Source organism: Absiella sp. AM09-50 (assembly GCF_003433845.1).
GTDB lineage: Bacteria > Bacillota_I > Bacilli_A > Erysipelotrichales > Erysipelotrichaceae > Hoskinsella > Hoskinsella hominis.
The window spans coordinates 432,524-454,691 of record NZ_QVFI01000001.1; the positions used below are offsets into that span (position 1 = coordinate 432,524).

Below are 22,168 nucleotides of genomic sequence, written 5' to 3' on the forward strand. Positions count from 1 at the left end.
TGGGTATAAAGATGAAATTAAATAAAAAAGAAATTATATTTACAAGCGTGGTTGGTCTAGTCACCTTGATTACTTTATATCTTTTATTAAGATTAAATGTGTTGCCAATGAAATATTGTATTCCACTAATCATCTTATTGATTGTGATATGTGGTGTTCTTATTTATACACAGATTAAAAATAAAAGTACAAAGATAGGAAAAGTATTGATTGTTTTAGTATCTATTCTATTGTTGTTTGGTGATTATGCCATGTACAAAGGTAATGGTACTTTACGTAAGATATCAAATCAAAAAGAAGGATATGCAATCGTATCTGTTATTGTGAAAAGTGATAATGAGGCAGAAGATTTAAAAGGATTAAAAGGACAAAGATTAGGGTATTCAGATACTGGAGAAACAACGTATGTATATCGAGCATTAAGTGATGTAAAGAAAGAAATATCAGATGATGTATCATTGATTTCTTATAAATCTATGAATACTTTTAGTGAAGACTTTTATGATAATAAAGTAGATGCTTTATTATTAGATGAAAGTACACGTGCTACGATTGAAGATGAACATCCTGACTTTAGTAGAAAGACGAAGGTAATCGCACAATTTGAATATAAGATAGAGGAAGAGGATCTAAGTAAGAATGTCAAGGTCACAAATGTTCCATTTAATGTGTATATCACAGGGATTGATACATATGGTGAAATCAGTACAACAGGTCGTAGTGATGTGAACATGATTGCGACCATCAATCCTAAAACTAAACAGATATTACTAACGAGTATTCCTCGTGATTATTATATTGAACAGACTTGTCAGGGTAACCAAAAAGATAAGTTAACCCATACAGGATTCTTTGGTGTTGGCTGTACATTAACTTCTGTTGAAAACTTCTTTGGTATAGAATTAAATTACTATGCAAGAGTGAATTTCTCAAGTTTAGAAAAGATTGTGAATGCATTAGGTGGAGTTACCATAAGTAACCCTCATGATTTTAGTGCTGGAGGTTTTCATTTTGAAGAAGGAGATATCCAACTAAATGGGGCACAGGCATTAGCATTCTCTCGTGAGCGATATTCCTTTGTGGATGGTGACTTTGAAAGAGGTCGTGATCAAATGAGGGTATTAACAGCAATCATCAATAAGATCACATCACCTGCCATCATTACAAATTATTCAAGTGTGTTAGATGCTATCGCAGATACTTTCCAAACAAATATGAATGAGGATGAAATAAAAGCAATCATCAATATGCAGTTAGATGATATGGCAGGCTGGAAAATTAAACAGATCAGTGTAAGTGGTACAGGTGGAAGTGATTGGACACCAGCCAATGGCTTCAATGCTTATGTGGCATATCCGGATATGGACAGTGTACATGAAGCAGTAGAGATGATGAGAAAAATAGAAAAAAATGAAATCATAGAATGAAAAAATATTAAGGAAGAAATAGATTGTTTTAAGCGAGATTATTTCTTCTTTGTATTTTTCAAATTGATTTATACTATAGAATCAATGATATATTTTAAACATTGTTTATAACAATGAGGAGGTTCGTTATATGAAGGCTGAAGAAACTGATTTAATGACAAAAAATTTCGAATCAATATCAAATTGTTTTGATATTTCTACAATTACAGAAATATCTGAGTTTCTAAATAGTAAAAACAATGAAGTATTAAATTATTCTAGGTTATCCATTTTACCATCTTTTGTAAAAGATGTGGGAGAGCTAATTATGGATAGCAAAAGATTAAAAGTAGATGAAAAAAAAGCAGAATTAGATGCTGATGTGATAGTACAATATATTCAATCTAAGGAGAAATGTTATGTAAAGACAATTGAAGCTGGTGTGGAAACAAAATTAGAAGCAATCGATCGTGAATATGATTATCTAGAGAAAGAACTGCTATTAAACTATGATCTTAAGTTGAAAGAATTGCAAGAAACTTTTACTCGAAAAGATAAAAAGTTTGCTGAGAATTGTAGGAAATATGATCAATTAATGAAAGAGTTTAAAGAGCGAGAACAATATTTTTTACAAGAAATTGAAACAAGTTTAAAAAAGATTATGCAAAAAACAAATAATGAACCTTTATTTGGAAAATATAAAACTGAATATTTATTCTTATTACACTTGAGAGAGAAAATCTCTCAGGATTATTCTAATAAATATATTAAGCTATATGAAATCTATATGAAGGACTAAAATTATGTGGGCAAAAGAAATATGGAATACAATAAAATTCAAAATTTTACAAATGTTAGATTATTTAAGTAATACTTTTGATATAAAAAAAGAATATATAGTAATTACTTTTGTGCTTATTGTTATCTTTTTAGTTCTAATGATTATACTTAAGGTATACAGGAAATATAAAATTAAGAAAGTAATTAGAAAATGTAAAAGTAAACAAGATCTAAAAATTAAAAGATATGATTCTGAAATTACGAAAATCAATAAACAACTTAACTATAGTAAAGATATAATAAGAAAAGCTGAAATAAAAGGATATATTACTGTAAATAATGCGTGGAGAAAAAGATTTAATGAATTAAATGAATTAGCTAACACATTGCAAGCAAATTTAGAATATGAAATTAAAAAGCATTTAGAAAAAAGTAAATTTCATCGATATACAAGTTTACATTTTAGATGTATGTTGCTAGGAAACCAAGCATACGATGATTATAAAGTTTCAAAAAAGCAACAAAAAGATCTTTTAAAAGCTATTAATCAATTGGAAAAGAAAAATAAAAAAGTGAAAAATAAAGAGTTACAAGAATATAAAAAATTAGCAAAATTATTAGGAGAAGCATCGCAAAAGTTATATGAGGAAATGGTAGAGTTGCAAACTAATACTGCTAAACTAAGGGATAAAATAAGAGATGAATGTGGAAAAAGAGGAAGAGAATGGTATGAGAAAAATATAAATCATAGAAAATAAAACAATTAATAATCGTTTAACTGATAGAAATGGGAATTATCATAAAATTAAAAAAAGAGGAGGATAATTTTATGTCAAGGATAGGAATTGACTTTGGGACAACAAATTCGTATTGTGCATTCTATAGTAATGAAGGGGATGGTAAATTAATAAATATCATGAAAAACAATCAGCCTGAACCATCTTTATTTTTTTATAAGTCAAATACTGGAGAAATTTATGGGAGTAGATGTAAAGATTATATTGATGTTTTTCCCAATAATTTCATAAAATCAATAAAGGTAGTTTTAGATAATGAAGAAGAAAATGTAGTAATAGATGGAATATCATTTGAAAAAATGTATATTGTACAAAAATACATTGAGCATTTAATAAATGATATAGTAAATATAAAACTTGAGAGTATTTATGAAGATGCAGTAGATGAAGTTGTTTTATCTTTTCCAGTAGGGTTTTCTGAAAAATATAAAAGTAAAATTAAAAAGGCAGTAGAAAATATAAGCATAAAAGGAACAGATAAATTTATAAAAGTAATTGCAATGATTGAGGAACCTGTAGCGGCTGCAATTCATTATTTTTATATTATGAAGGAAAAAAATATAGAGACAAATGATAATGTTCTTGTATATGATTTAGGTGGGGGAACTTTTGATGCAGCTATTGTACATAAAGATATTTTAGGGGACTTAACTGTTATTGATCATCAGGGAATTAAAAATTTAGGTGGAGATCAATGGGATGAATTATTAGGAAATCACATTATAAAACGCTTAGAATATGAAAACTTAAGTGACGATGGATTGAATGAATTAAAAAAAATAAAGCAAAAAGAAAGAGATTATATAAAATTTTTGCATAAAGTTGAAGAATTAAAAATGCGATTAAGTGAAGCTGATGAATCAATATTTGTATTAAATTGTGGCTATAGTATTATCATTAGAAGAACTGATTTTGAAGAAGAAACAAAGCAATTAATAGAAAAAACGTTAACAGTATGTGAAACATTAATCAATGATAATAGCGATTATCCAATATCTCAAATTATATTATGTGGTGGAAGTACATATATGCCTATGATAAAGGAGAATCTTTCAAGAGTCTTTCCTACAATGAGTATAAATCTACATTATCCTGAATCGGCAATAGCATTTGGAGATATATTGTATAAAGAAAACGATAGTGTATCAACAATATTAAAAACAAATCATAGCTATGGTACAAGATGTTTTATAGGAAATTCAGAAATTGAAAAGATTAGTAATGTTATATACTATAATGAATATTTACCTGTTGTGAAATCAAAAAATTTTTGTACACATACTGCTACTGATTCAGTAATTTATACAGTTTATGAAGGAAATATTAAAGAAGGTGAGGAAGATTATAGTGAAATCAGAAGCCAAAAGTTATTAAAACAGTTCAGATTTGTATTTAATTATATTGTTCCAAAAGAGACTTATATGGATGTGATTTATACTTTAGATGAAATGGGGATTTTGACTTTATCTGTTCATAGTGATAATCATCCAGACCAGAATTTTAGTGTAAAGGTATTTGAAGATGGTATATAATAATGATTAAATGTATAAAGAAATTCATTAGACTAATAAAAAGGATGATTATAAAAGTGAACAAAATGAAAAACGAGTATATCGAGGAATCAAAAGAGAAAATAGTAGAACAAAAAAAATCTGAACAAGAACAAGTGGTTCTGGAACTGGATAATAATGAGAATAATGAAGAAAATTGTAATCTAGAATTAAGAATTAATGAAACAGATAATAAACTAGAAATAAATAAAGAGAAGTTATCAACAAATTGTGATAATGAAAATAAAAATGATAATGGACAAGGGAAAAATAAAATAGAATATATTGATGAATATACAAATATGATTAAATCTTTAATTTCTTTTCAAAATAAAGTTTATTGTATCAATAAAGAAAAAGAATATATTAATTCTAGTTTGGATCTCATTAAAAATTTAGCTAATTGTGAAAAAATAGATGAGAATATTTTTAAAATTTGTATAAAATCAGTTGTCCAAGATATTATTAAAATTGATAATTCTTATAAGGAATTGCAACTGCAAGGATTATTAGAATTACTAGATTCTATTGATCTTATAACTAAAAATATTGAAGAAGGTATTTTAGAAATAGATCAAATATGCGATAGATTAAATGGGCATAAAATATTATTAAAACAAAAAATTGAAAATTTTAGTATAGTTGAAGAAAATCCGAAAATTGGTGATTCTTTTAATCCAGAAATTATGGAAGTTGATATTGGGGTAAATTATGATTTCGAAAATAAGATTTATAAAGTGATTGAAGTAATAAGTCCATGTTTTAGATATAAAGACATTCTCCTAAGAAAATCATTTGTTAAGATAAAGGAATCAAATCATGGGTATAAGCATAGTAAATGATTGTTTGATAATTTCAGATGATATAGTTTTTTTGAAAGATGGAAATTTTAAAAATCAAAGTTTTAAAAAAGTTATATTATCGTCTAATATAAAAGTAATCAGTAAAGAATGTTTTAAAAATTGTGATAAATTAGAAGAAATCATACTACCTATAGGTGTAAAGCGAATAGAAGAGTCGGCATTTGAAAACTGTTCTTCTTTACGAAAAATTATAATATTAGGTGATTTAGAATATATAGGAGATTACGCTTTTGTAGAAACTAAAATTGAGAATATCACATTTCCTGAATCGTTAAAATATATAGGAGATTATGCTTTTTTTTGTTGTTTGATTAATGAAGTTTATCTTCCAGATAGTGTAGAATTTATTGGAGAGTCTGCATTCAAAGATTGTGGACAAATAGGAAACAAAATAGTTTTAAAATTTTATGAAAAAAAGTATTTTATCGAATATTGTAAAAACAATTTGATAAAATATGAGATTTTAACTGATAGAATTTTTGATTATCATATCGACGAAGATGGCGCTTTAACATTTAATTCTGATATTGTTTATATTGAAAAGGAAACATTTAAAAATAATCAAATAATTACCTCGATAAATTTTGATAAAGATATAATTGTAATAAATGAATCTGCTTTTGAAAATTGCAAAAACCTTAAAAGTATATCATTAAGTGGAATTATCACAATAGATAGTCGTGCTTTTTGTAATTGCTCTGACTTAATTTCATGCAACTTTCGTGGAGACGTGATTAGCATAGGTGATGAATCTTTTTTTAATGATTCATTGATTGATGTGAATTTTAAAAACAGTATAAAAAAAATAGGTGAAAGAGCATTTGCAGGAAACCCATTAGTCTTTTTAAAATTACCAGATGATATTGAATTTATAGGTCAAGATGCTTTTTTTGCCTGTCAAAATAAAGATAATCACATATTAATTGAATCTAATTCAAAGATAGTTGAGAATTATTGTAATCAAAATAATATATTGCATAGTAAAGGTAGAACAATAAAATTATTAAATCCTTTAATCAAAATGAAAAGATATATTAAGGAAGTCACTTTTTATACTGAGGTAAAAAAAGTATATGGTTCTGGTTATAAAAGGAAAGTCTTATTAGAAGATATTAATTTGTCTTTTTCTTCTGGAGATATGGTATTTATCATGGGGTGTTCTGGATCTGGTAAATCAACACTATTAAAAAGTATATTTGGAATAACGAAACAGTCTAAAGTTTATTCAGAATTAAAGATAAAAAATGGGAAAAATGAAAAAGTATATCATTTGAAAAAAGGAAAAAGCAATTTTATGAAATTTCTTACATATGGTCCACAATTTTCTCTATCAAATCCTAATTTAAAAGTAAAACAAGAAATTAAAAAAAAGCTGGAGTTAAGAAATATTTATATAAAAAAAGAAGTATATACAAAGACCATAACTAAATATAATCTTGAAAATCTTTTAGATAAAAAAATTTCAAATTTAAGTGGAGGTGAAAAAAAACGATTAATGATGGCTGTTGCTGATTTGTGTAATTGTTACATATATGCAATGGATGAACCAGATTCAGGATTAGACGAGCCATTTGCAAGTCAACTATTTTTACAATTATGGGAAAAATCTTGTGAAGGATGTATTGTAGCGGTAGTTAGTCATCATCCAAAGGATTTTGTGAAAAATGATAAAGTAATTAAATTTGAAGAGGTTTTTAATAAATTACTTGTATTAGCTGTAGATGAAAAAGATATAGGCAGAGTTGCATATTTTGGAGAAACCAAAGATGCAAGAGATTTTTTTAAATTAAAAGAAAATGATAAATACAGTGATATCATCAAAATTTTAGAAAACCAAGAACAATCTAATTATTATATAAAGCGATGGCAGCAAGTGATGAAAAAAACTAAATAAATTTGGGAGAGGTTATAATGATTAAGCAAACAAAAACGCTTTTAAGTACTAGATTTCATGAAATGATTAATGTTAAACAATATAAATTTGTAGTGTTAGCATTTTTAATGATTTCTTTAATGTCATTTGTATTAAAAGAAGATATTTTTAAAACATATTCAGCAACAAGATCAGGTATATTTACTCTAGTCTGCGCAAGTATATGGTTAGGAATATTTAATTCAATACAAACAATTTGTTCTTGTAGGCAAAGAATAATTGATGATTTTTTAAATGAAATGCGTGTTGGATCTTTTGTTTTATCAGAGTTGATTTTTCAAATATTTATATGCTTTATACAAACTTTAATAGTTATGATTGTTTTCACTTTTACTTTTTCTTATAACAAAGAGGGTATTATAACAAAATCTATTATTGAGTATTTTATCATGATTTTTTTGATTATTTATTCGTCTGATATATTAGGATTGATATTATCATCTTTTGTTAAAAGTAGTGTTACTGCAATGGAATTAATGCCTTTTGTTTTAGTAATTCAAATGATTTTGCCAGGAACATTATTTGAACTAAAAGGAATTTTAGAAAAGTTTTCTTTTTTCACTATAAGTAAATGGGGAATGGATGCATTAGGAAGTATAGCAAATTTAGAGAAACTTGCTTCCAATGAAACGATTAACATAAAATATAATACAACAGAATGTTTTATTCATACACAAGAACATTTTGTTGAAATAGTTTGTGTATTCTTATTATTTATAACAATATCTGTTTTCATGACTTATATAGGAGTTTGGAAAATAAAAAAGAATGGTTTATAAAAATTTCTTAAATTCAAAGTATATTTATGATTAAAATAGAAAGGAACAGGTGATCATGGAATATTTTTATGCATTTATAGATAATCAAAAGAATAAAGATTTTCAATTAAACATGTTGGAAGAACAGTTAAACATGAAGAAACAACAGGTCTATATTGATGAAGATGAAAAAGGAAATGTATGGAATCAATTGATGGAAACATTGAACGAGTTTGATAAGTTATATGTTCCATCTTTTTATATGTTTTCACCAGACGAGGAGAAGTTAAAAGTACGTTTGGAGCGATTAAAAGAAATACGTGCAAAACTGTATCTGATTGAAGAAAACCAGGATATCGACATTGATGTGCTATTGGATATGTTAGATTACGTGGAAAGCATCAAAAAAGAGCGTTTAGCCGTTAAACAGCGAGAGGGAATAGAGAAAGCTTTGAAAAAGAAAGAGCTTGGAGAAGGCGCTTATGGGCGTCCTAGACTAGATCTTCCAGAAGATTTTGAAGAGAATATAAAAGCTATCATGCGAAAAGAAATGAGCCATGAAGTATATCGAGAAAAGATAGGAATGAAACGATCTACATATTATAAATATGTGAAGTTATTTAAGGATCGTTGGAAACAAGAACAAGGGGGATAATTGATTGAAAGGGATATAATGCTATGGATATAAATGATTTAAAACTAGCTGAATTAGAGCAATGTAGGGAAGATGAGAGAAGTGGTCAATCACAAATGATTGAAGTTATATCTGCAGCTGGAACTATATTGAGTGTGATTTTAGGTATTAGTATATTTCGCAACCAGAGTTTTCTCAATTTGAACAGTTAATTCTTTTAATAGGTAGTATAGCAATTTTTTGTACAGCTTTTGGATATATCACATCCTTGGGAGTTATGGCTGTTTTAAGATTTCATTATATGAGAAAATTAGAAGATGAATTAACTAAAGATGATAAGAACTTTGTGATGTGGATGAGTTTTAGTTCACCAGTTACAACAAGGAATATAAAGCATTTAAAAAACAGATATTCTATTATTAATTATTTTAACTATTCAGTGGCTACTTTTTGTGCCATTTTCTTTAGCTTAACTATGATTGCGGTACAATATTTAAATTTAATAAATATGGATGGAAAATCGAATACCCTTTTTACATATATAGGAACTTTTTTATTTTGTTCAACTGTTGTTTATATGGCTTTAGCATTTGTGATATACATATTTTCATCCACAAAAGCAAAAAAAATGTCTGAAATTTCTTTAAAGAAAGCACTAATTAATAAACAAAATAGATTATCTGAAAAAGATAAAGAAAAGAATAAGATAAATTTAAGAAGTATTAGCTATTTTGTATATCCTAAAGTAAAAGATTTACAAAAAGGTATTTTAATAATTTTAGGAAGTTTCTGTGCAATTCTTATTAAAAATCAAAGCTTTTTATTAAATATTTCTGATATCTTTAGAATATTCTTCATATGGTTTATAACAGATTTCTTAATTTATCAAGCAAGATTTCAATGGAATGATATACGAGGATTACAAAACGATAAAGAAGAAGATAAAAATGATCGATTGCACGGACTTTTCAAAAATGATGTGAAAGGTATTTTTCTTTCTATAGTGATTTTTGATAAGTAGGGTTTTATTAGCGTTTATTTTAATTGAATTTTATGGTAATGATATGAAATTCATATTGCTTGTAGGAATAAGTTTTATTTTTGTTTTATCAATATTATATGAAATATCAAAAACAATAAATAATGCTGCAATGGTATTTATATTTGTAAGCTTAGGCTATCCTTTACGTTTTTTTATTGGTCTATATGCTTTTGCTCCAGAATTATTAAGTAGTAATTTATCTTTAAATTTATATCTCTTTTTATTATTTATTGCCATAGCATTATATGGTGAGTTTTCTGCAATAATTCCTTGGACATTAGAATCAATAGAATTAATGAAAAAGCAAAAAATGATAAAAAAAGATCATTATAATTGTTTATTCAATGTAGTGAAGGACAGATTTGAAAATTATTATCATCATAAAAGCTGTAAACTAATTGGGGATATTTTAGAAGAAAAGGGTACGATTAATGATCCATGGAACTTATGTTTATTAGGAGCTTTGGTATTCTTGTTTTTTGGCATTTTTATTATTGATATACCAATTGAATTCAAAATAATTGAGGTTGTATTGATGATAGGGTTAATAAGTCTTTGTTATTTATTTGATCTACCAAAATTCATTTTAGAAGTATTAGTGGTACTATTAGTTATTAAAGTTTTTGATTCATATACTTTTGATGATAAATTATATTTTATTACAAGTGCCTGCCAAACATTTTTTGTAGCGACTTATTTAATGCTAAGGTATTTTTTCAATCCTGATTTTAATTTTATGGTTGTAGTTATACAAACTTTTAAAACTATATTCTTATTAATAAAAAATTTTGTTTTAAAACTATTTTGTGTTTTTGTAGGAGAAGAAGCATTTGAATATATAAAATCACACAAAAAAGCAAGAAATGATGAGTTCAGATAAAATTTTCATAATGCATATAGGGATGGAGGGATTACTTCATCCCTAAATTTTTATTAACTAATAGGCATATAAATATTAAAGGGAAAAATTGATTCACATTTTTTAATATGATGATAAACTTTATGAAAACTTATAGTTTTTACTTAAAATCAATAAAAACTATTGTACTTAAATAAACTTTTCTATATAATTAAGAAAAAGGAGGATGCATCTATGATCATTAGAAAAGAATATTTAAATACTTTAAGGAAATATCGTGATATACAGCTAGTTAAAATTTTAGTAGGAATTAGACGTTGTGGAAAATCAACAATTTTAGATATGTTAAAGAAGGATTTGATTGATAACGGTATCAAAGAAGATCATATTATTTGTATACGTTATACTTCAGAAGATTTTGACGAGGGAATGAATGATAAAGAAATGCATCATCATATCAAAATGCAAATTATTGACGATCAGCGTTATTATTTACTACTAGATGAAGTTCAGGAAATAAATGGATGGGAAAAAGCTGTCAATAGTTTATTAGAGAATGTAAATGTTGATATTTATGTGACTGGTTCTAATTCAAAATTGATGTCCAGTGAAATATCAACCTATTTGACAGGTAGATATATCTCGATTCCTGTGTTCACATTATCTTTTTCCGAATATATAGAATTCAAAAAAGACAGTAGTTTGACAAAGAAAGAACTTTTGAATGAATATATTCGTATGGGAGGATTTCCAATTGTAGCATTAGGAGATTTTGATGAACAATCATCCTATCAGATAGTGGAAGGTATATATAATTCAGTAATTACAAGTGATATTACAAAAAGACATAATATTACAAATTTTGATTTGTTTAATCGTGTTGTAAAATTCATTGTTGAAAATGTTGGTAAAACTTTTTCAGCAAATACGATTGTTAAGTTCTTAAAGAGTGAAAAAAGGGCGTTATCTGTTGAATCAGTATATAATTATTTAGAATGGCTGGAAAAAGCTTTTGTGATTTATCGTTGTCCTCGATATGATCTACAGGGAAAATCTGTTTTAAAAACGCAAGAAAAATTTTATCTTGCGGATGCTTCATTAAAATATTGTATCATGGGATTCAATCCTAAATCAGTAGCTGCAATGTTAGAAAATATTGTTTATTTTGAATTGCGGCGAAGAGGTTATCAGGTTTATATTGGAAAAAATGAAAAAAAGGAAATTGATTTTGTTGCAGTGAAACGTGATGAGCGGATCTATGTACAAGTTTGTCGCAATCTGCCAGAAGAATCTGATAGAGAAATTGAAAATCTTTTGGAAATCAAAGATCATTATCCTAAATATGTAGTCACACTGGATGAACTTGCTGGTGGAAATATCAATGGAGTTAAGATTGTACATGTAGCTGATTTCTTGCTGTGTGATGCATACTGAAAAATTTAGTAAATCAGAACTTAAAAATATCGAATTTTTATTTTTTATAATTACACTATTAAGAGTAAAATACCGTTTCCGGGTACTAAAAATCAAAAAAAGTGAAAAAGAGTACCCGGAAACGGCAAATAAAAAAGAGTCGGACAAATGGAATTCCATCCTTACGACTCTTTTCCTTTATATGATTTAGAATAATTCTTTCTGATGAGAAGCAAACAGATATTCATCAATGCAGTTGATGATACGATCACGAATCAATGCTTCTGGATCATTTTCTAATGCACCTTCACGTACTTTTGTGTACTGGATAGGCATAAATTGTGATAATACGGCAAGTGAGATACCTTCTTCACGCAGGTTCGCAATTAGTTTATCTTTTGCGGCAGCAACAGCAGGTTTTGGCATGTAGTAACGGCTGCGATCAGAGAAACTAAATTTACGCTTGAACCATAATGCATTGTCATCGCCATGATAGTGCTTGTTCCAGTTCTTAGGTTCTGCAAGCATTGCTTCTTCTAAAGTATCGATAAAGTGAGAAGTTTCTTTACCAGTACCATGTAACATCATTTCTTCCATATAAGCAAGGGCAAATAAAGCTTCACGCATTGCATATGTCATAGCTGGTCCTACTTTCAAGATACCAACGCCATCTTCTACCAATTCTCTCAATTTATATTTTGTCTGATAGTCTGTAGAGTGACCTTCAAATACCAGGTTAGGGAATTCTTTGATGCTTGCCATTAGATCTTTTGCTCTTTCACGATCATATTCTGTACATCCAGCATCTTTTTCTTCCACACCAGGCTGTACAACAACACCAATAACATCCTTCCAAGTATCTTGTAAACCTTCTTTTGCGAAAGCTTCCTCAAATGTTTTTACAGTTGCTTTAAAATCTTCAACTTTTGTCACCTGCATACCTGCATTTTCTTCCTGTGCACCACCTGGAATTGGTACTTCACTACCAACGATATAAACAGGACGAACAGCATCTGGATTGGTTTTTAATAATTCCTGATAAGTATCTTCACAAACGCGGGCAAGACGGGCACCACGTGATGCAATGATTTCATCACTTAAACGAATGTTTGGATCATCGTCTGCGACTTTCATACTTGTGTCAATATGAATTTTTGTAAAGCCGGCAGCTACATAGCAGCGTACCAGTTCTTCAGCATCTTTCATAGCTTCTGCTTCTGGCTTCCCAGCGAATGTTAGTGGACCTAAATGATCTCCGCCTAAGAATACACGACTCTTGTCAAAGCCAATCTGATCAGCTTTATGCATAACGAAGTCATGGAAATCCTGAGGCTTCATTCCAGTATACCCACCGTTTTGATCAACCTGATTTGCAGTAGCTTCAATCAGCACACAGGAATTTTCTTCTTTGGCACGCATCAATGCAGCTTCAATAACATAGTCATTGGCACTACAGCAGGAATAAATTCCAACGGGTTCTCCCTTCTTTTGTTTTGTAACAATTTGTTTTAATGGATTTGTTTGTGGCATAATAATTACCCTCCTTTGATAAACAAATTATAACACGATTCAAACGAATGTAAACGAATTCAAATCAGCTTGTTAGTTTGTATAAAACATTTGCACAAAAATACAAATCTACAAAAATATATAAATTATCTCATAATTCTCCATAAATCTAAAAAATATGATATCATAAGGTATAAATCGGAATGAAAGCGATTTGATTTCGGTTGAGAAAATTCTTTAACGTGATATAATAATAGAGAAAGACTGGATAGAAAGAGGGAAATGGTATGATCGAAAACAGAGAACAACACCTGATTCGAAAAATACGTTCTTTATGTGCCCAGCTAGAAAGCGAAATAGACGCAAAAGAAAATGGACAGGCAAATCAGCAGGATACCATGGGAACAATCAATTATAAAGAATTGTTGGAAATGAGTGCTGATTACTATTGGACATTTGATCCAAACGCCAATATGATACAATTCCTTTATATTAAGGGAAGAACATCACAGGATATGCCGGTAAGCGTATCATACACAACGATATTAAAAGCAATACCGACAGATCAGCAGAAAGTTATTTCCGATGCGTTTTTACATTTGCTGCAAGGGGAAAGCAAAGAAGAAGTATTTCAGTTTCAAAGAGTACATGGTGATTTGACTTATGAAATGGAAGCCTCCTGTCGTGCCTTCATGGATGGTCAGATTAAAAAAGTAATGGGAATCTGTAAGTTATATAACAAGTATAGCAGAAGTCAAAGACAGACAGTACAGGAAGAAGAAAAATTCAATGTACTGATGAGTTTATCTAATATGTTTATATGGGAGTATGATGTAAAAGAAGACACGTTTTTGGCAAATGCTTCACTGTTTCATAAATTAAAGATTGATGAAGGAACTTATAGTTTTGAAGAAGCTGTAGATCTATTGGGAATGCCTAAATTAAATGATTTGAAACAGCATATTATGGATGATAATCTTACGGGACATGCCATCGTGCATGTAAAGCCAAAAGGCAATCCCATGGATTATATATTTGAAACAAACTATAAACCTATCAAGGATAAACATGGACGTTATCAAATGATCATTGGCACGATGGAGGATATCACAGAAAAAGAAATCCTGAAAACCAATGCCAGCAAAGATCCTTTGACCAATAGTTATAATCGAAGAACTGCAGATATGACACTGCACAGCAGCTTTGAGAAATTTATGAATGGAGAAGATTTCTATACCTTGATCTTCTTTGATATTGATAACTTTAAGAGTATCAATGATTCTTATGGACATGATATGGGAGATTATGTATTGCGTCATGTGTGTGAAGTAATCACAAAAGAAATCCGTAACAGTGATATGTTGTGTCGCTGGGGTGGAGATGAATTCTTATTGATTTGTACAGGTATTTCAAAAGAAAATATCTATGCGTATATTGATCGTTTAAGAAAACTGATTGATAACACAGAATTTGCATTCAATAAAGAGAAAGTACATGTGACAGTATCCATGGGTGCTGCCTATTATTACCATAGTGATGTGACCTTTGATCAGGCAATGAAAAGAGCCGATCGCAGTGTTTATAAATCAAAACTTGCTGGTAGAAACAAAGTATGTATCTTAAAATAGCCTTCTTACCTATTCGTAAGAAGGTTTTTCATATCCTTTGGCAGCTCACATGTACAGGTAATGATTTCCTGTAAAAGTGGATGGGGAAAACTTAATTGATAAGCATGCAGGGCGCAACGCTTGATTCGTTTGTCTTTTTTTCCATATAAAGGATCGGATAATATAGGATGATGAATAGATGCTAAATGTACACGGATTTGATGGGTCCTTCCTGTGAACAACTGACATTTCACAAGTGCATAATCTTTATATTGCTGACATACGCTGACTTTTGTTTTGGCATCTTTACCATGCTTGTCAATTCGCATTTTTTTTGCATTATGACGATCTCTGGCAATGCCTGCCTGTATCATCCAGCTTTGTTTTTCCATGACTCCCTGCACGATAGCCTGATAATCCCGCTTAATTTGTTTTTGGGATAATTGCATATCTAATAATGGCTGAAAGAATGGCTCCTTGCAAAATAATACCAGACCACTGGTTTCTACATCCAGACGATGAATCGGGCGAACAAGATGCTGCTGATTTGTTTTATCATAATAAGCCTTTACAGCATTGCATAAAGTATGGTCCTGATTATTGCCATCACTGTGTACGAGCATGCCACTTGGTTTATCTACAATCAAGAAGATATCATCTTCATATACGATGGACAGGGAGGTATTCCATGCATGGATTGTGTCACTTTCCTGTGACAAAGTGATTGTTATGATATCATTAGGCTTTAACATCTTTGACTGATACAGGGGAGTGCCATTTACTTGAATTACACGCTTCTGATATAAAAAATAACGCTGTTTTCTTGCGATATGGAATGTATCAAGTACAGCATCCATTGTTGTTTCTTCTTTTATGGGAATCGTTAAGATATGATTTTGAAGTTTCATTTTGATCTTCCTTTTTTTATGAGCATTTGAATATACATAAGGGTTTTGGAAATGCTATACTATGGGCGTATCAAGGGATACACAAGAATAGCAATGATCCTTTCCTGGAAAAGGATAACATAAAATAAGGAGGAAATAAATATGAAATTATTAAAATGTTCAGTATGTGGAAACATTGTAGAAATGGTAGAGGACAAAGGCGTACCTGTTTTGTGCTGTGGCAAGCCAATGGTAGAACTTCATGCCAATGAATCAGATGGTGCACTGGAAAAACATGTACCTGTCGCAGAAGTAGTGGATGGCAATCTGCATGTGAAGGTAGGAAGTATGGAACACCCAATGCTGCCAGAACACTTTATCACGATGATTATCGCAGAATTTGGAGAACGCAGTGTTCGTGTGAATTTAACACCAGGTGAAAAGCCAGAAGCTGTGATTGCATTAGGCGATTATAAAGGTAAAATCCACGTATATGAATACTGTAATCTGCATGGATTATGGAAAACAGATATTGAAGCATAAGGCAACTTCGGTTGTCTTTTTTTCTTGTGTCCTTTGCTAGATAGGATTACAATATAAGTAAGGAAGTGATCGTTATGTCAAATGAATTATTAGAGTTATTAAAGAGTCGCCGTTCTATTCGTTCTTATCTGCCGAAAATGATCAAAGAAGAGGAACTAGATGCCATTGTGGAGGCAGGAACCTATGCACCTACTGCGATGGGCAGACAATCACCAATCATTGTGGCTGTCACAAATAAAGAAATACGTGATGAATTAAGCCGCATGAATGCAGAAATTATGCAATCTGTCATGGATCCATATTATGGTGCGCCGGTGATTATACTGGTATTTGCGCCAAGAGAGGAAGCTACCCATATACAGGATGCCAGCTGTGTTTTATTGAATATGATGCTGGCAGCACATAGCTTACATATTGGTACCTGCTGGATTAATCGGGAAAAGGAAATGTTTAATACACCACGTGGAAAACAGCTCATGGCGGAATGGAAAATTGATGGCTGTTATGAGGGTGTTGGTGCTCTGGCTGTTGGATACAGTAGAGAAAAAGATCCATGTCCAAAAAAGAGAAAAAGTGATTACATTATCAAAGTTAAATAAAAAGTGGAAATTTTTCCACTTTTTTCTCTTCATCTTGTCTATATCATACCACAAAATGGCAATTTTTTCAAGTCTATACCTTCTAAGCTGTCTATGGTATAACATATATCCACGAGAGGAGATATGTTATGAATGCTATAGAAAAAATGAACAAAATACGCAAGTTGTGCACACAGATCAATGGGGGTCTACAGGCAAGCGGATATTGGTTAAGTGAAGAAGATATCAGTTATTTAAGCAAGCAACAGATACAGGCCTGTAAGATCCATCAGATGATTGATTTTGATTCCCATATTCTGTTTGATATCGCAAACACCTTTCAAAAATCTCCCTATGTCCGTTACGATTCTTTTGTGAACTGTATCAAAGAGGCACTTTATATTTACTATGGTGTCAGACGACGTGATCACATACGATATGATCATGAAATTGTAATGATCATGTATGAACAATATATAGCACATCATGGGATTTTTGATCTTGCATTGCTTCAGGATTGTATCAAGGCGGTGAAAACAAATGAATAATTTATCAACATCAGTTTATGAAAATAAAGAAGTTTATGCTTTATCCAAACGTTTAAGTTTAGAAAAAAACAGGCATCGTTCCACAGCGATATCTATCAAAGATTATCAAAGAATTTTAAAAAGTATTTCCTTTATATGTGATCATGCGACAAGGCAGGGAACACTTGAAATACGCTATGCTTCTGGCTTGAAGGAAGTAGAGCGCTTAGTGAAAGAAACACGACAACAGGCAGACATATATTTAAAAAAACAGCGCCCATTGCCCAATGAACGATATCGCAGTATTCTGACTCAACAGCTTCCTGATTTTTTATCATCATATGATGAGCATTACCATGCGACATCTTGTAAAGAAGATTTCGATTATCCATTATTATATGGCTTGCCCTTGGAACATGCCATGTATCATAAACAGGGAATTGATCTTGTGGCATATTATTTATCAATGTTTTGTATGGAAGAGCGGATATTACATCTTTTTCATGAACAGCTGTCTGATTTTCTGACATCCTATGCTGTTTTTTATGGTGTGGAGATTGAAGAATTAGGTATTAATTTTTGTGAGCTGATCATTACGCAGGCATTCTTTTCTTTTAGCTTAAAATCTTTTAGCTTAAAACATCGCTATGAGCTTTTGATATCACACGAACAAAAACAACAGATCATACAAATAATAAAACAAGCAGAAGATCTTTTTAAGCTGTATCAGGCTTTCTTGTCCATCTTTGATACAGATATAAAACAATATCTATCAGGCTATGGGCAGATACTTATAAACAAAATCACATGGGCACTTAAAGAAGATACGCTCGATCAATTGATTGTTCATGAAATGTGTAGAAATGAAATCGAAGTGAATATTCATGCTTTCAATGAACCAGAGCACTTCTTTACGTTGTTGAAGCATTTAGAAGGATGTGATACACAGAAACGGATAGAAGCTGTTTTACATTCTGAAATAGGATTCTATGATTATATCGATTTGTTTGATATGCAGATTTTGTCGAAAGATGAGTATTTTCTGTTGTTTCAAATGTTTGATTCCATGTCTTTGGCATATTTATTTTATATCCACTTTGAAGAAGCTTGCGTGTTTCATCAACGTATTGAATTGGATGATACATTATATCAAAAGGTTTCGATCATGCAGGATTGGGAGGAAGTATTCATACAGTATTTGATTACATGTGATCGAAAAATGGAAATAAAGAATTGTTTGATATCCTTGCAAGATGGGGCTGTGCGTAAATAAAAAGCACTATTCGTGCTTTTCATAGTAATGAATCAAAGCCTGTGTACCAGCATTTTCTTCTCCTTTTTTCGCCAGTTCTTCATACATATGGCAAACCGTATCCAGCATATCCAAATGTTGTTTACCCATTTCTTCCTGTACGATATGCATATCTTTAATAAAATGCTTGATATAAAAACCAGGCGCAAAATCGTTCTTTAACACACGTGGTGCTGTATTGTTGATTTGCCAGCTGCCAGCCGCACCACCTGCGATTGCTTGAAGCATGGCTTCTACATTCAAATGATTTTCTTTCGCATATACAATGGCTTCACTCATTGCCGCTACAGCACCTGCCACTGCAATCTGATTACATGCTTTGGTATGCTGTCCACTTCCGGCTTCTCCCATATATAGCGGTGTTCCCATAAGTGATAAGATAGCTTTACATTGATCAAATGTTTCCGGATCGCCTCCACACATAATAGATAATGTACCAGCTTTTGCGCCACTATCTCCACCTGATACAGGGGCATCCATCATTTGATAAGCAAGCGCTTTGGCCTTTATTGATAACGCTTGCGCTAATTTTGGAGATGATGTAGTCATATCAATCAGAATGGCATGTTTTTTCGCATGAGCAAAAATACCATCTTTTGATGTATAGACTTCTTCTACATCCTTTGGATATCCTACCATTGTGAACACCATGTCACAATCCTTCACACAATCTTTTATTGTTTGATGTACTGCTACACCACAGGATACTAATTTTTCGACTTTTTCATAGCTTCGATTATAGGCATGTACCTCATGCTCTGCCTTTACAAGATGCATTAACATGGCACTGCCCATGACACCTGTTCCTATCCATGCAATCTTCATTATAAATTCCTCCTTCTTTTGTTTATATTATACAGAAAGATAAAGGAAAATACAAAAGATCAGACAAGATAAAAGACTTTGTAGGATACGATAAATAAGAAAGGTACGATATTTTGTTTTACAATTATCACACATAGAATATATCTGCATATGCACACAGAATCCACCAAAACCTAACAATGCACTGGTACACAATAATTTGCATATCGTAGACAAGGATGTTGCCTGTATCAGAAAGACACCACTGGAAAATTCAGCACAGATACGAAGTGGCAGAGAAACAAGTTGAGGCAAAAAGGAAAAAACAATACCTGTGACACTCATAAATATCATCAAATACCCGCCAATCATAAATAAAGAAGTCCCACTTTCTAATAAGGATGCACTAAAATCCTGCATGAAGCTGTTGGTGCTTTGATGCTTTATATGATGGGTATGAATACTTTTTGATCTTGTGAGCCACAACATAAAAAAGCCATAAAGAACAGAGGATACATATAAATAAAATCCAGTCTTTGCGTTATGATATAAACCAACACCACAGCTTAATATCACAAATCCAGGTGTAGGAAAACAACAGATGAGAAATAAACGCTGTGCACCCTGTAGATCTAATTCCTTTCGCCTGTAGGCTTCTTCGATAAATAAAGAACCATTAGGAAAGCCTAACAGCATACTGCTGATCACCAACGCAAAAGATGCCTGATCTAATCCAAACATGCGACATATCATATCTGGAACCAGGTGCTGTAACATCTGTTGTTTATATAATAAACGAATAAGTACCATAGTCACAAACATGCTTGGCACTAAGTTTTCAAACCAGAGTGTCAAAGATCGGGAACTGATTTTGATACAGGTACTGCCATAACATAAACATAATAATAAAGCTGTTAACAGGAAATAGCGCAGAATTTTTTTCACAACATCACCGTTTTTACCATATGCTGGAAAAGAAAGAAACATGAAGGTCTTTTCCTATTTTCAAAAATATGTTAAACTATGTACTCGATAAGAAAAAATGAGGTGTTGGATATGATATCATTACTCGCAAAAAAAATGATTAAAAACTATGAAGATATAAACAATGAACATGTACGTCGTGCATATGGAAATCTGACAAGTACCGTGGGCATCGTCAATAATATTATCCTGTTTGCGTTTAAGTTTATCGCAGGAACATTGGCACAAAGTGTTTCCATCACAGCGGATGCTGTTAATAACCTTTCGGATGCTGGTAGTTCTATTATCTCACTTATCAGTTTTAAGCTGTCTAGTAAACCCGCAGATGAAAAGCATCCTTTTGGTCATGCCCGATATGAATGTATTGCCTCAATGGTTGTTGCTGCTCTTATTTTGATATTAGGTTTAGAATTGATTAAATCCAGTATTACCAAAATCATTTCTCCAGATGCCATTGAATTCAGCTGGTTATCTATTGTGATTTTAGCTTTTTCTATCAGTGTGAAACTTTGGATGTATACTTACAACAAACATTATGGCAAGCTGTTAAAATCCAGTATCATGGAGGCAACTGCTGCCGACAGTATATCTGATGTTATGGCTACTGGTGCTGTTTTATTGTCTACGATTATTTCACCGTTGATCCATTTTAATCTGGATGGATATATGGGGGTTATTGTGGCATGCTTTATCATTATCGCAGGCTTTGGCATTATCAAATCTGCATTAGATGAATTGTTGGGGAAGGCTCCAGATGAAGAACTGGTAAAAAATATTCAAAAGAAAGTAGAAGCGTATCCGGGTGCTATTGGTATGCATGATCTGGTCATTCATGATTATGGAAGCCATTCAACATTTGCTAGTATGCATGTGGAAGTAGATCATAAAGTGGATGTATTAAAAAGTCATGATATGATTGATAATATGGAAAAAGATATCAAAGAATCTTTGGGTATAGAAATGGTGATTCATATGGATCCGATTGTCATAGATGATCCTTTAACAAATGAATTGCGTGAATTTGTCAAGGAAACCGTACACAGCGTTGATGAACGTTTGTCCATGCATGATTTTCGTATGGTACCAGGGGTAACACACAGCAATCTGATTTTTGATGTTGTGGTGCCATTTCAAATCAAATTAAGCAATACAGATATCTTAAAAGCGATTGAAGAAAAGGTAAAGGCGAGCTATCCAACCTATTTTGTGGTTGTGACATTTGATCGTGCATATACAAGTGATAAAATAAGTGATTAGAGCTGAAGAAAATATTCGGCTCTTTTTATAGATATCGTCATAAAAGGCTTCCTCCTGCTTGAACAGATAATAAAAGAGGTTCTTCAAATGGTTGATAAAATACAATCATTGAAGTAACCTCTTTT

The 22,168-nt window shown here is 31.0% G+C and carries 22 protein-coding genes; 18 read left to right on the top strand and 4 right to left on the bottom strand.

Annotation, left to right across the window (positions count from 1 at the left end):
• The first annotated feature begins 11 nt into the window (after window positions 1-11).
• From DW114_RS02155 to DW114_RS02205, 12 genes are all read left to right on the top strand, one after another.
• Window positions 12-1,427, top strand: a complete 1,416-nt coding sequence (locus DW114_RS02155) for an LCP family protein (protein WP_158552286.1) — start codon at window positions 12-14, stop codon at window positions 1,425-1,427.
• Between the two features lie 130 nt (window positions 1,428-1,557).
• Window positions 1,558-2,205: a hypothetical protein gene (locus DW114_RS02160; protein WP_117451913.1), complete on the top strand. Its 648-nt coding sequence runs from the start codon at window positions 1,558-1,560 to the stop codon at window positions 2,203-2,205.
• Window positions 2,206-2,209: 4 nt separating this feature from the next.
• Window positions 2,210-2,944, top strand: a complete 735-nt coding sequence (locus tag DW114_RS02165) for a hypothetical protein (RefSeq protein ID WP_117451915.1) — start codon at window positions 2,210-2,212, stop codon at window positions 2,942-2,944.
• Between the two features lie 71 nt (window positions 2,945-3,015).
• Entirely contained in the window at window positions 3,016-4,515 is a 1,500-nt protein-coding gene (locus DW114_RS02170) for an Hsp70 family protein (protein WP_158552287.1), read from the top strand.
• A 56-nt stretch (window positions 4,516-4,571) separates the two neighbouring features.
• A complete protein-coding gene (locus tag DW114_RS02175) occupies window positions 4,572-5,375 on the top strand; it encodes a hypothetical protein (protein ID WP_147322638.1) in 804 nt (267 codons plus the stop codon).
• Complete coding sequence (locus tag DW114_RS02180; RefSeq protein WP_117451921.1) at window positions 5,353-7,290, top strand: leucine-rich repeat protein; 1,938 nt, start codon at window positions 5,353-5,355, stop codon at window positions 7,288-7,290. The genes DW114_RS02175 and DW114_RS02180 overlap by 23 nt, the downstream gene beginning before the upstream one ends.
• Window positions 7,291-7,307: 17 nt before the next feature.
• Window positions 7,308-8,108 carry an ABC transporter permease gene (locus tag DW114_RS02185; RefSeq protein WP_117451923.1) on the top strand — a complete coding sequence of 267 codons (801 nt, stop codon included), beginning with the start codon at window positions 7,308-7,310 and terminating at the stop codon, window positions 8,106-8,108.
• A 55-nt stretch (window positions 8,109-8,163) separates the two neighbouring features.
• Window positions 8,164-8,742 (top strand): hypothetical protein, encoded by a 579-nt coding sequence (locus DW114_RS02190; RefSeq protein WP_117451925.1) that lies wholly within the window; start codon window positions 8,164-8,166, stop codon window positions 8,740-8,742.
• A gap of 23 nt (window positions 8,743-8,765) precedes the next feature.
• Complete coding sequence (locus DW114_RS21215; RefSeq protein WP_158552288.1) at window positions 8,766-8,933, top strand: hypothetical protein; 168 nt, start codon at window positions 8,766-8,768, stop codon at window positions 8,931-8,933.
• Window positions 8,934-9,022: 89 nt separating this feature from the next.
• Window positions 9,023-9,742, top strand: a complete 720-nt coding sequence (locus tag DW114_RS02195; protein ID WP_117451927.1) for a hypothetical protein — start codon at window positions 9,023-9,025, stop codon at window positions 9,740-9,742.
• A 43-nt stretch (window positions 9,743-9,785) separates the two neighbouring features.
• Window positions 9,786-10,643: a hypothetical protein gene (locus tag DW114_RS02200; protein ID WP_117451929.1), complete on the top strand. Its 858-nt coding sequence runs from the start codon at window positions 9,786-9,788 to the stop codon at window positions 10,641-10,643.
• 213 nt (window positions 10,644-10,856) lie between these two features.
• Entirely contained in the window at window positions 10,857-12,056 is a 1,200-nt protein-coding gene (locus DW114_RS02205; RefSeq protein WP_117451931.1) for an ATP-binding protein, read from the top strand.
• 186 nt (window positions 12,057-12,242) lie between these two features.
• On the opposite strand, the gene DW114_RS02215 is transcribed toward DW114_RS02205, so the two are convergent.
• A complete protein-coding gene (locus tag DW114_RS02215; RefSeq protein ID WP_117451935.1) occupies window positions 12,243-13,565 on the bottom strand; it encodes a class II D-tagatose-bisphosphate aldolase, non-catalytic subunit in 1,323 nt (440 codons plus the stop codon).
• A 266-nt stretch (window positions 13,566-13,831) separates the two neighbouring features.
• Here DW114_RS02215 and DW114_RS02220 point away from each other — a divergent pair, with 266 nt between their 5' ends.
• Window positions 13,832-15,172, top strand: coding sequence for a sensor domain-containing diguanylate cyclase (locus tag DW114_RS02220; protein ID WP_117451937.1), 1,341 nt, complete (start codon window positions 13,832-13,834; stop codon window positions 15,170-15,172).
• A gap of 5 nt (window positions 15,173-15,177) precedes the next feature.
• Here DW114_RS02220 and DW114_RS02225 read toward each other — a convergent pair whose 3' ends face one another.
• The gene (locus DW114_RS02225) at window positions 15,178-16,059 is read right to left on the bottom strand and encodes an RluA family pseudouridine synthase (RefSeq protein ID WP_117451939.1); all 882 of its coding nucleotides are present in this window, start codon (window positions 16,057-16,059) and stop codon (window positions 15,178-15,180) included.
• A 141-nt stretch (window positions 16,060-16,200) separates the two neighbouring features.
• Here DW114_RS02225 and DW114_RS02230 point away from each other — a divergent pair, with 141 nt between their 5' ends.
• The 4 genes from DW114_RS02230 (at window position 16,201) to DW114_RS02245 (ending at window position 18,959) form a co-directional block, all read left to right on the top strand.
• A complete protein-coding gene (locus DW114_RS02230; protein ID WP_117451941.1) occupies window positions 16,201-16,581 on the top strand; it encodes a desulfoferrodoxin family protein in 381 nt (126 codons plus the stop codon).
• 74 nt (window positions 16,582-16,655) lie between these two features.
• The gene (locus DW114_RS02235) at window positions 16,656-17,180 is read left to right on the top strand and encodes a nitroreductase family protein (RefSeq protein ID WP_117451943.1); all 525 of its coding nucleotides are present in this window, start codon (window positions 16,656-16,658) and stop codon (window positions 17,178-17,180) included.
• 128 nt (window positions 17,181-17,308) lie between these two features.
• Window positions 17,309-17,707: a DUF6323 family protein gene (locus DW114_RS02240; RefSeq protein ID WP_117451945.1), complete on the top strand. Its 399-nt coding sequence runs from the start codon at window positions 17,309-17,311 to the stop codon at window positions 17,705-17,707.
• Window positions 17,700-18,959 (top strand): DUF6179 domain-containing protein, encoded by a 1,260-nt coding sequence (locus DW114_RS02245; protein ID WP_117451947.1) that lies wholly within the window; start codon window positions 17,700-17,702, stop codon window positions 18,957-18,959. The genes DW114_RS02240 and DW114_RS02245 overlap by 8 nt, the downstream gene beginning before the upstream one ends.
• A gap of 6 nt (window positions 18,960-18,965) precedes the next feature.
• On the opposite strand, the gene DW114_RS02250 is transcribed toward DW114_RS02245, so the two are convergent.
• Both DW114_RS02250 and DW114_RS02255 read right to left on the bottom strand, forming a co-directional pair.
• The gene (locus tag DW114_RS02250) at window positions 18,966-19,823 is read right to left on the bottom strand and encodes an NAD(P)-dependent oxidoreductase (RefSeq protein WP_117451949.1); all 858 of its coding nucleotides are present in this window, start codon (window positions 19,821-19,823) and stop codon (window positions 18,966-18,968) included.
• 27 nt (window positions 19,824-19,850) lie between these two features.
• Entirely contained in the window at window positions 19,851-20,789 is a 939-nt protein-coding gene (locus DW114_RS02255) for a hypothetical protein (protein ID WP_117451951.1), read from the bottom strand.
• 69 nt (window positions 20,790-20,858) lie between these two features.
• Here DW114_RS02255 and DW114_RS02260 point away from each other — a divergent pair, with 69 nt between their 5' ends.
• The gene (locus DW114_RS02260) at window positions 20,859-22,043 is read left to right on the top strand and encodes a cation diffusion facilitator family transporter (protein WP_117451953.1); all 1,185 of its coding nucleotides are present in this window, start codon (window positions 20,859-20,861) and stop codon (window positions 22,041-22,043) included.
• The last annotated feature ends 125 nt before the right edge of the window (window positions 22,044-22,168 follow it).

What these genes read in the sequence shown, in the direction of transcription:
- DW114_RS02240 (WP_117451945.1), top strand. Translation starts at nt 17,309, where the DNA reads ATGAATGCTATAGAAAAAATGAACAAAATACGCAAGTTGTGCACACAG.
- DW114_RS02250 (WP_117451949.1), bottom strand. Translation starts at nt 19,823, where the DNA reads ATGAAGATTGCATGGATAGGAACAGGTGTCATGGGCAGTGCCATGTTA.
- DW114_RS02220 (WP_117451937.1), top strand. Translation starts at nt 13,832, where the DNA reads ATGATCGAAAACAGAGAACAACACCTGATTCGAAAAATACGTTCTTTA.
- DW114_RS02255 (WP_117451951.1), bottom strand. Translation starts at nt 20,789, where the DNA reads ATGTTTCTTTCTTTTCCAGCATATGGTAAAAACGGTGATGTTGTGAAA.
- DW114_RS02160 (WP_117451913.1), top strand. Translation starts at nt 1,558, where the DNA reads ATGAAGGCTGAAGAAACTGATTTAATGACAAAAAATTTCGAATCAATA.
- DW114_RS02185 (WP_117451923.1), top strand. Translation starts at nt 7,308, where the DNA reads ATGATTAAGCAAACAAAAACGCTTTTAAGTACTAGATTTCATGAAATG.
- DW114_RS02155 (WP_158552286.1), top strand. Translation starts at nt 12, where the DNA reads ATGAAATTAAATAAAAAAGAAATTATATTTACAAGCGTGGTTGGTCTA.
- DW114_RS02195 (WP_117451927.1), top strand. Translation starts at nt 9,023, where the DNA reads ATGAGAAAATTAGAAGATGAATTAACTAAAGATGATAAGAACTTTGTG.
- DW114_RS02235 (WP_117451943.1), top strand. Translation starts at nt 16,656, where the DNA reads ATGTCAAATGAATTATTAGAGTTATTAAAGAGTCGCCGTTCTATTCGT.
- DW114_RS02180 (WP_117451921.1), top strand. Translation starts at nt 5,353, where the DNA reads ATGGGTATAAGCATAGTAAATGATTGTTTGATAATTTCAGATGATATA.
- DW114_RS02200 (WP_117451929.1), top strand. Translation starts at nt 9,786, where the DNA reads ATGAAATTCATATTGCTTGTAGGAATAAGTTTTATTTTTGTTTTATCA.
- DW114_RS02260 (WP_117451953.1), top strand. Translation starts at nt 20,859, where the DNA reads ATGATATCATTACTCGCAAAAAAAATGATTAAAAACTATGAAGATATA.
- DW114_RS02170 (WP_158552287.1), top strand. Translation starts at nt 3,016, where the DNA reads ATGTCAAGGATAGGAATTGACTTTGGGACAACAAATTCGTATTGTGCA.
- DW114_RS02205 (WP_117451931.1), top strand. Translation starts at nt 10,857, where the DNA reads ATGATCATTAGAAAAGAATATTTAAATACTTTAAGGAAATATCGTGAT.
- DW114_RS21215 (WP_158552288.1), top strand. Translation starts at nt 8,766, where the DNA reads ATGGATATAAATGATTTAAAACTAGCTGAATTAGAGCAATGTAGGGAA.
- DW114_RS02165 (WP_117451915.1), top strand. Translation starts at nt 2,210, where the DNA reads ATGTGGGCAAAAGAAATATGGAATACAATAAAATTCAAAATTTTACAA.
- DW114_RS02245 (WP_117451947.1), top strand. Translation starts at nt 17,700, where the DNA reads ATGAATAATTTATCAACATCAGTTTATGAAAATAAAGAAGTTTATGCT.
- DW114_RS02190 (WP_117451925.1), top strand. Translation starts at nt 8,164, where the DNA reads ATGGAATATTTTTATGCATTTATAGATAATCAAAAGAATAAAGATTTT.
- DW114_RS02225 (WP_117451939.1), bottom strand. Translation starts at nt 16,059, where the DNA reads ATGAAACTTCAAAATCATATCTTAACGATTCCCATAAAAGAAGAAACA.
- DW114_RS02215 (WP_117451935.1), bottom strand. Translation starts at nt 13,565, where the DNA reads ATGCCACAAACAAATCCATTAAAACAAATTGTTACAAAACAAAAGAAG.
- DW114_RS02230 (WP_117451941.1), top strand. Translation starts at nt 16,201, where the DNA reads ATGAAATTATTAAAATGTTCAGTATGTGGAAACATTGTAGAAATGGTA.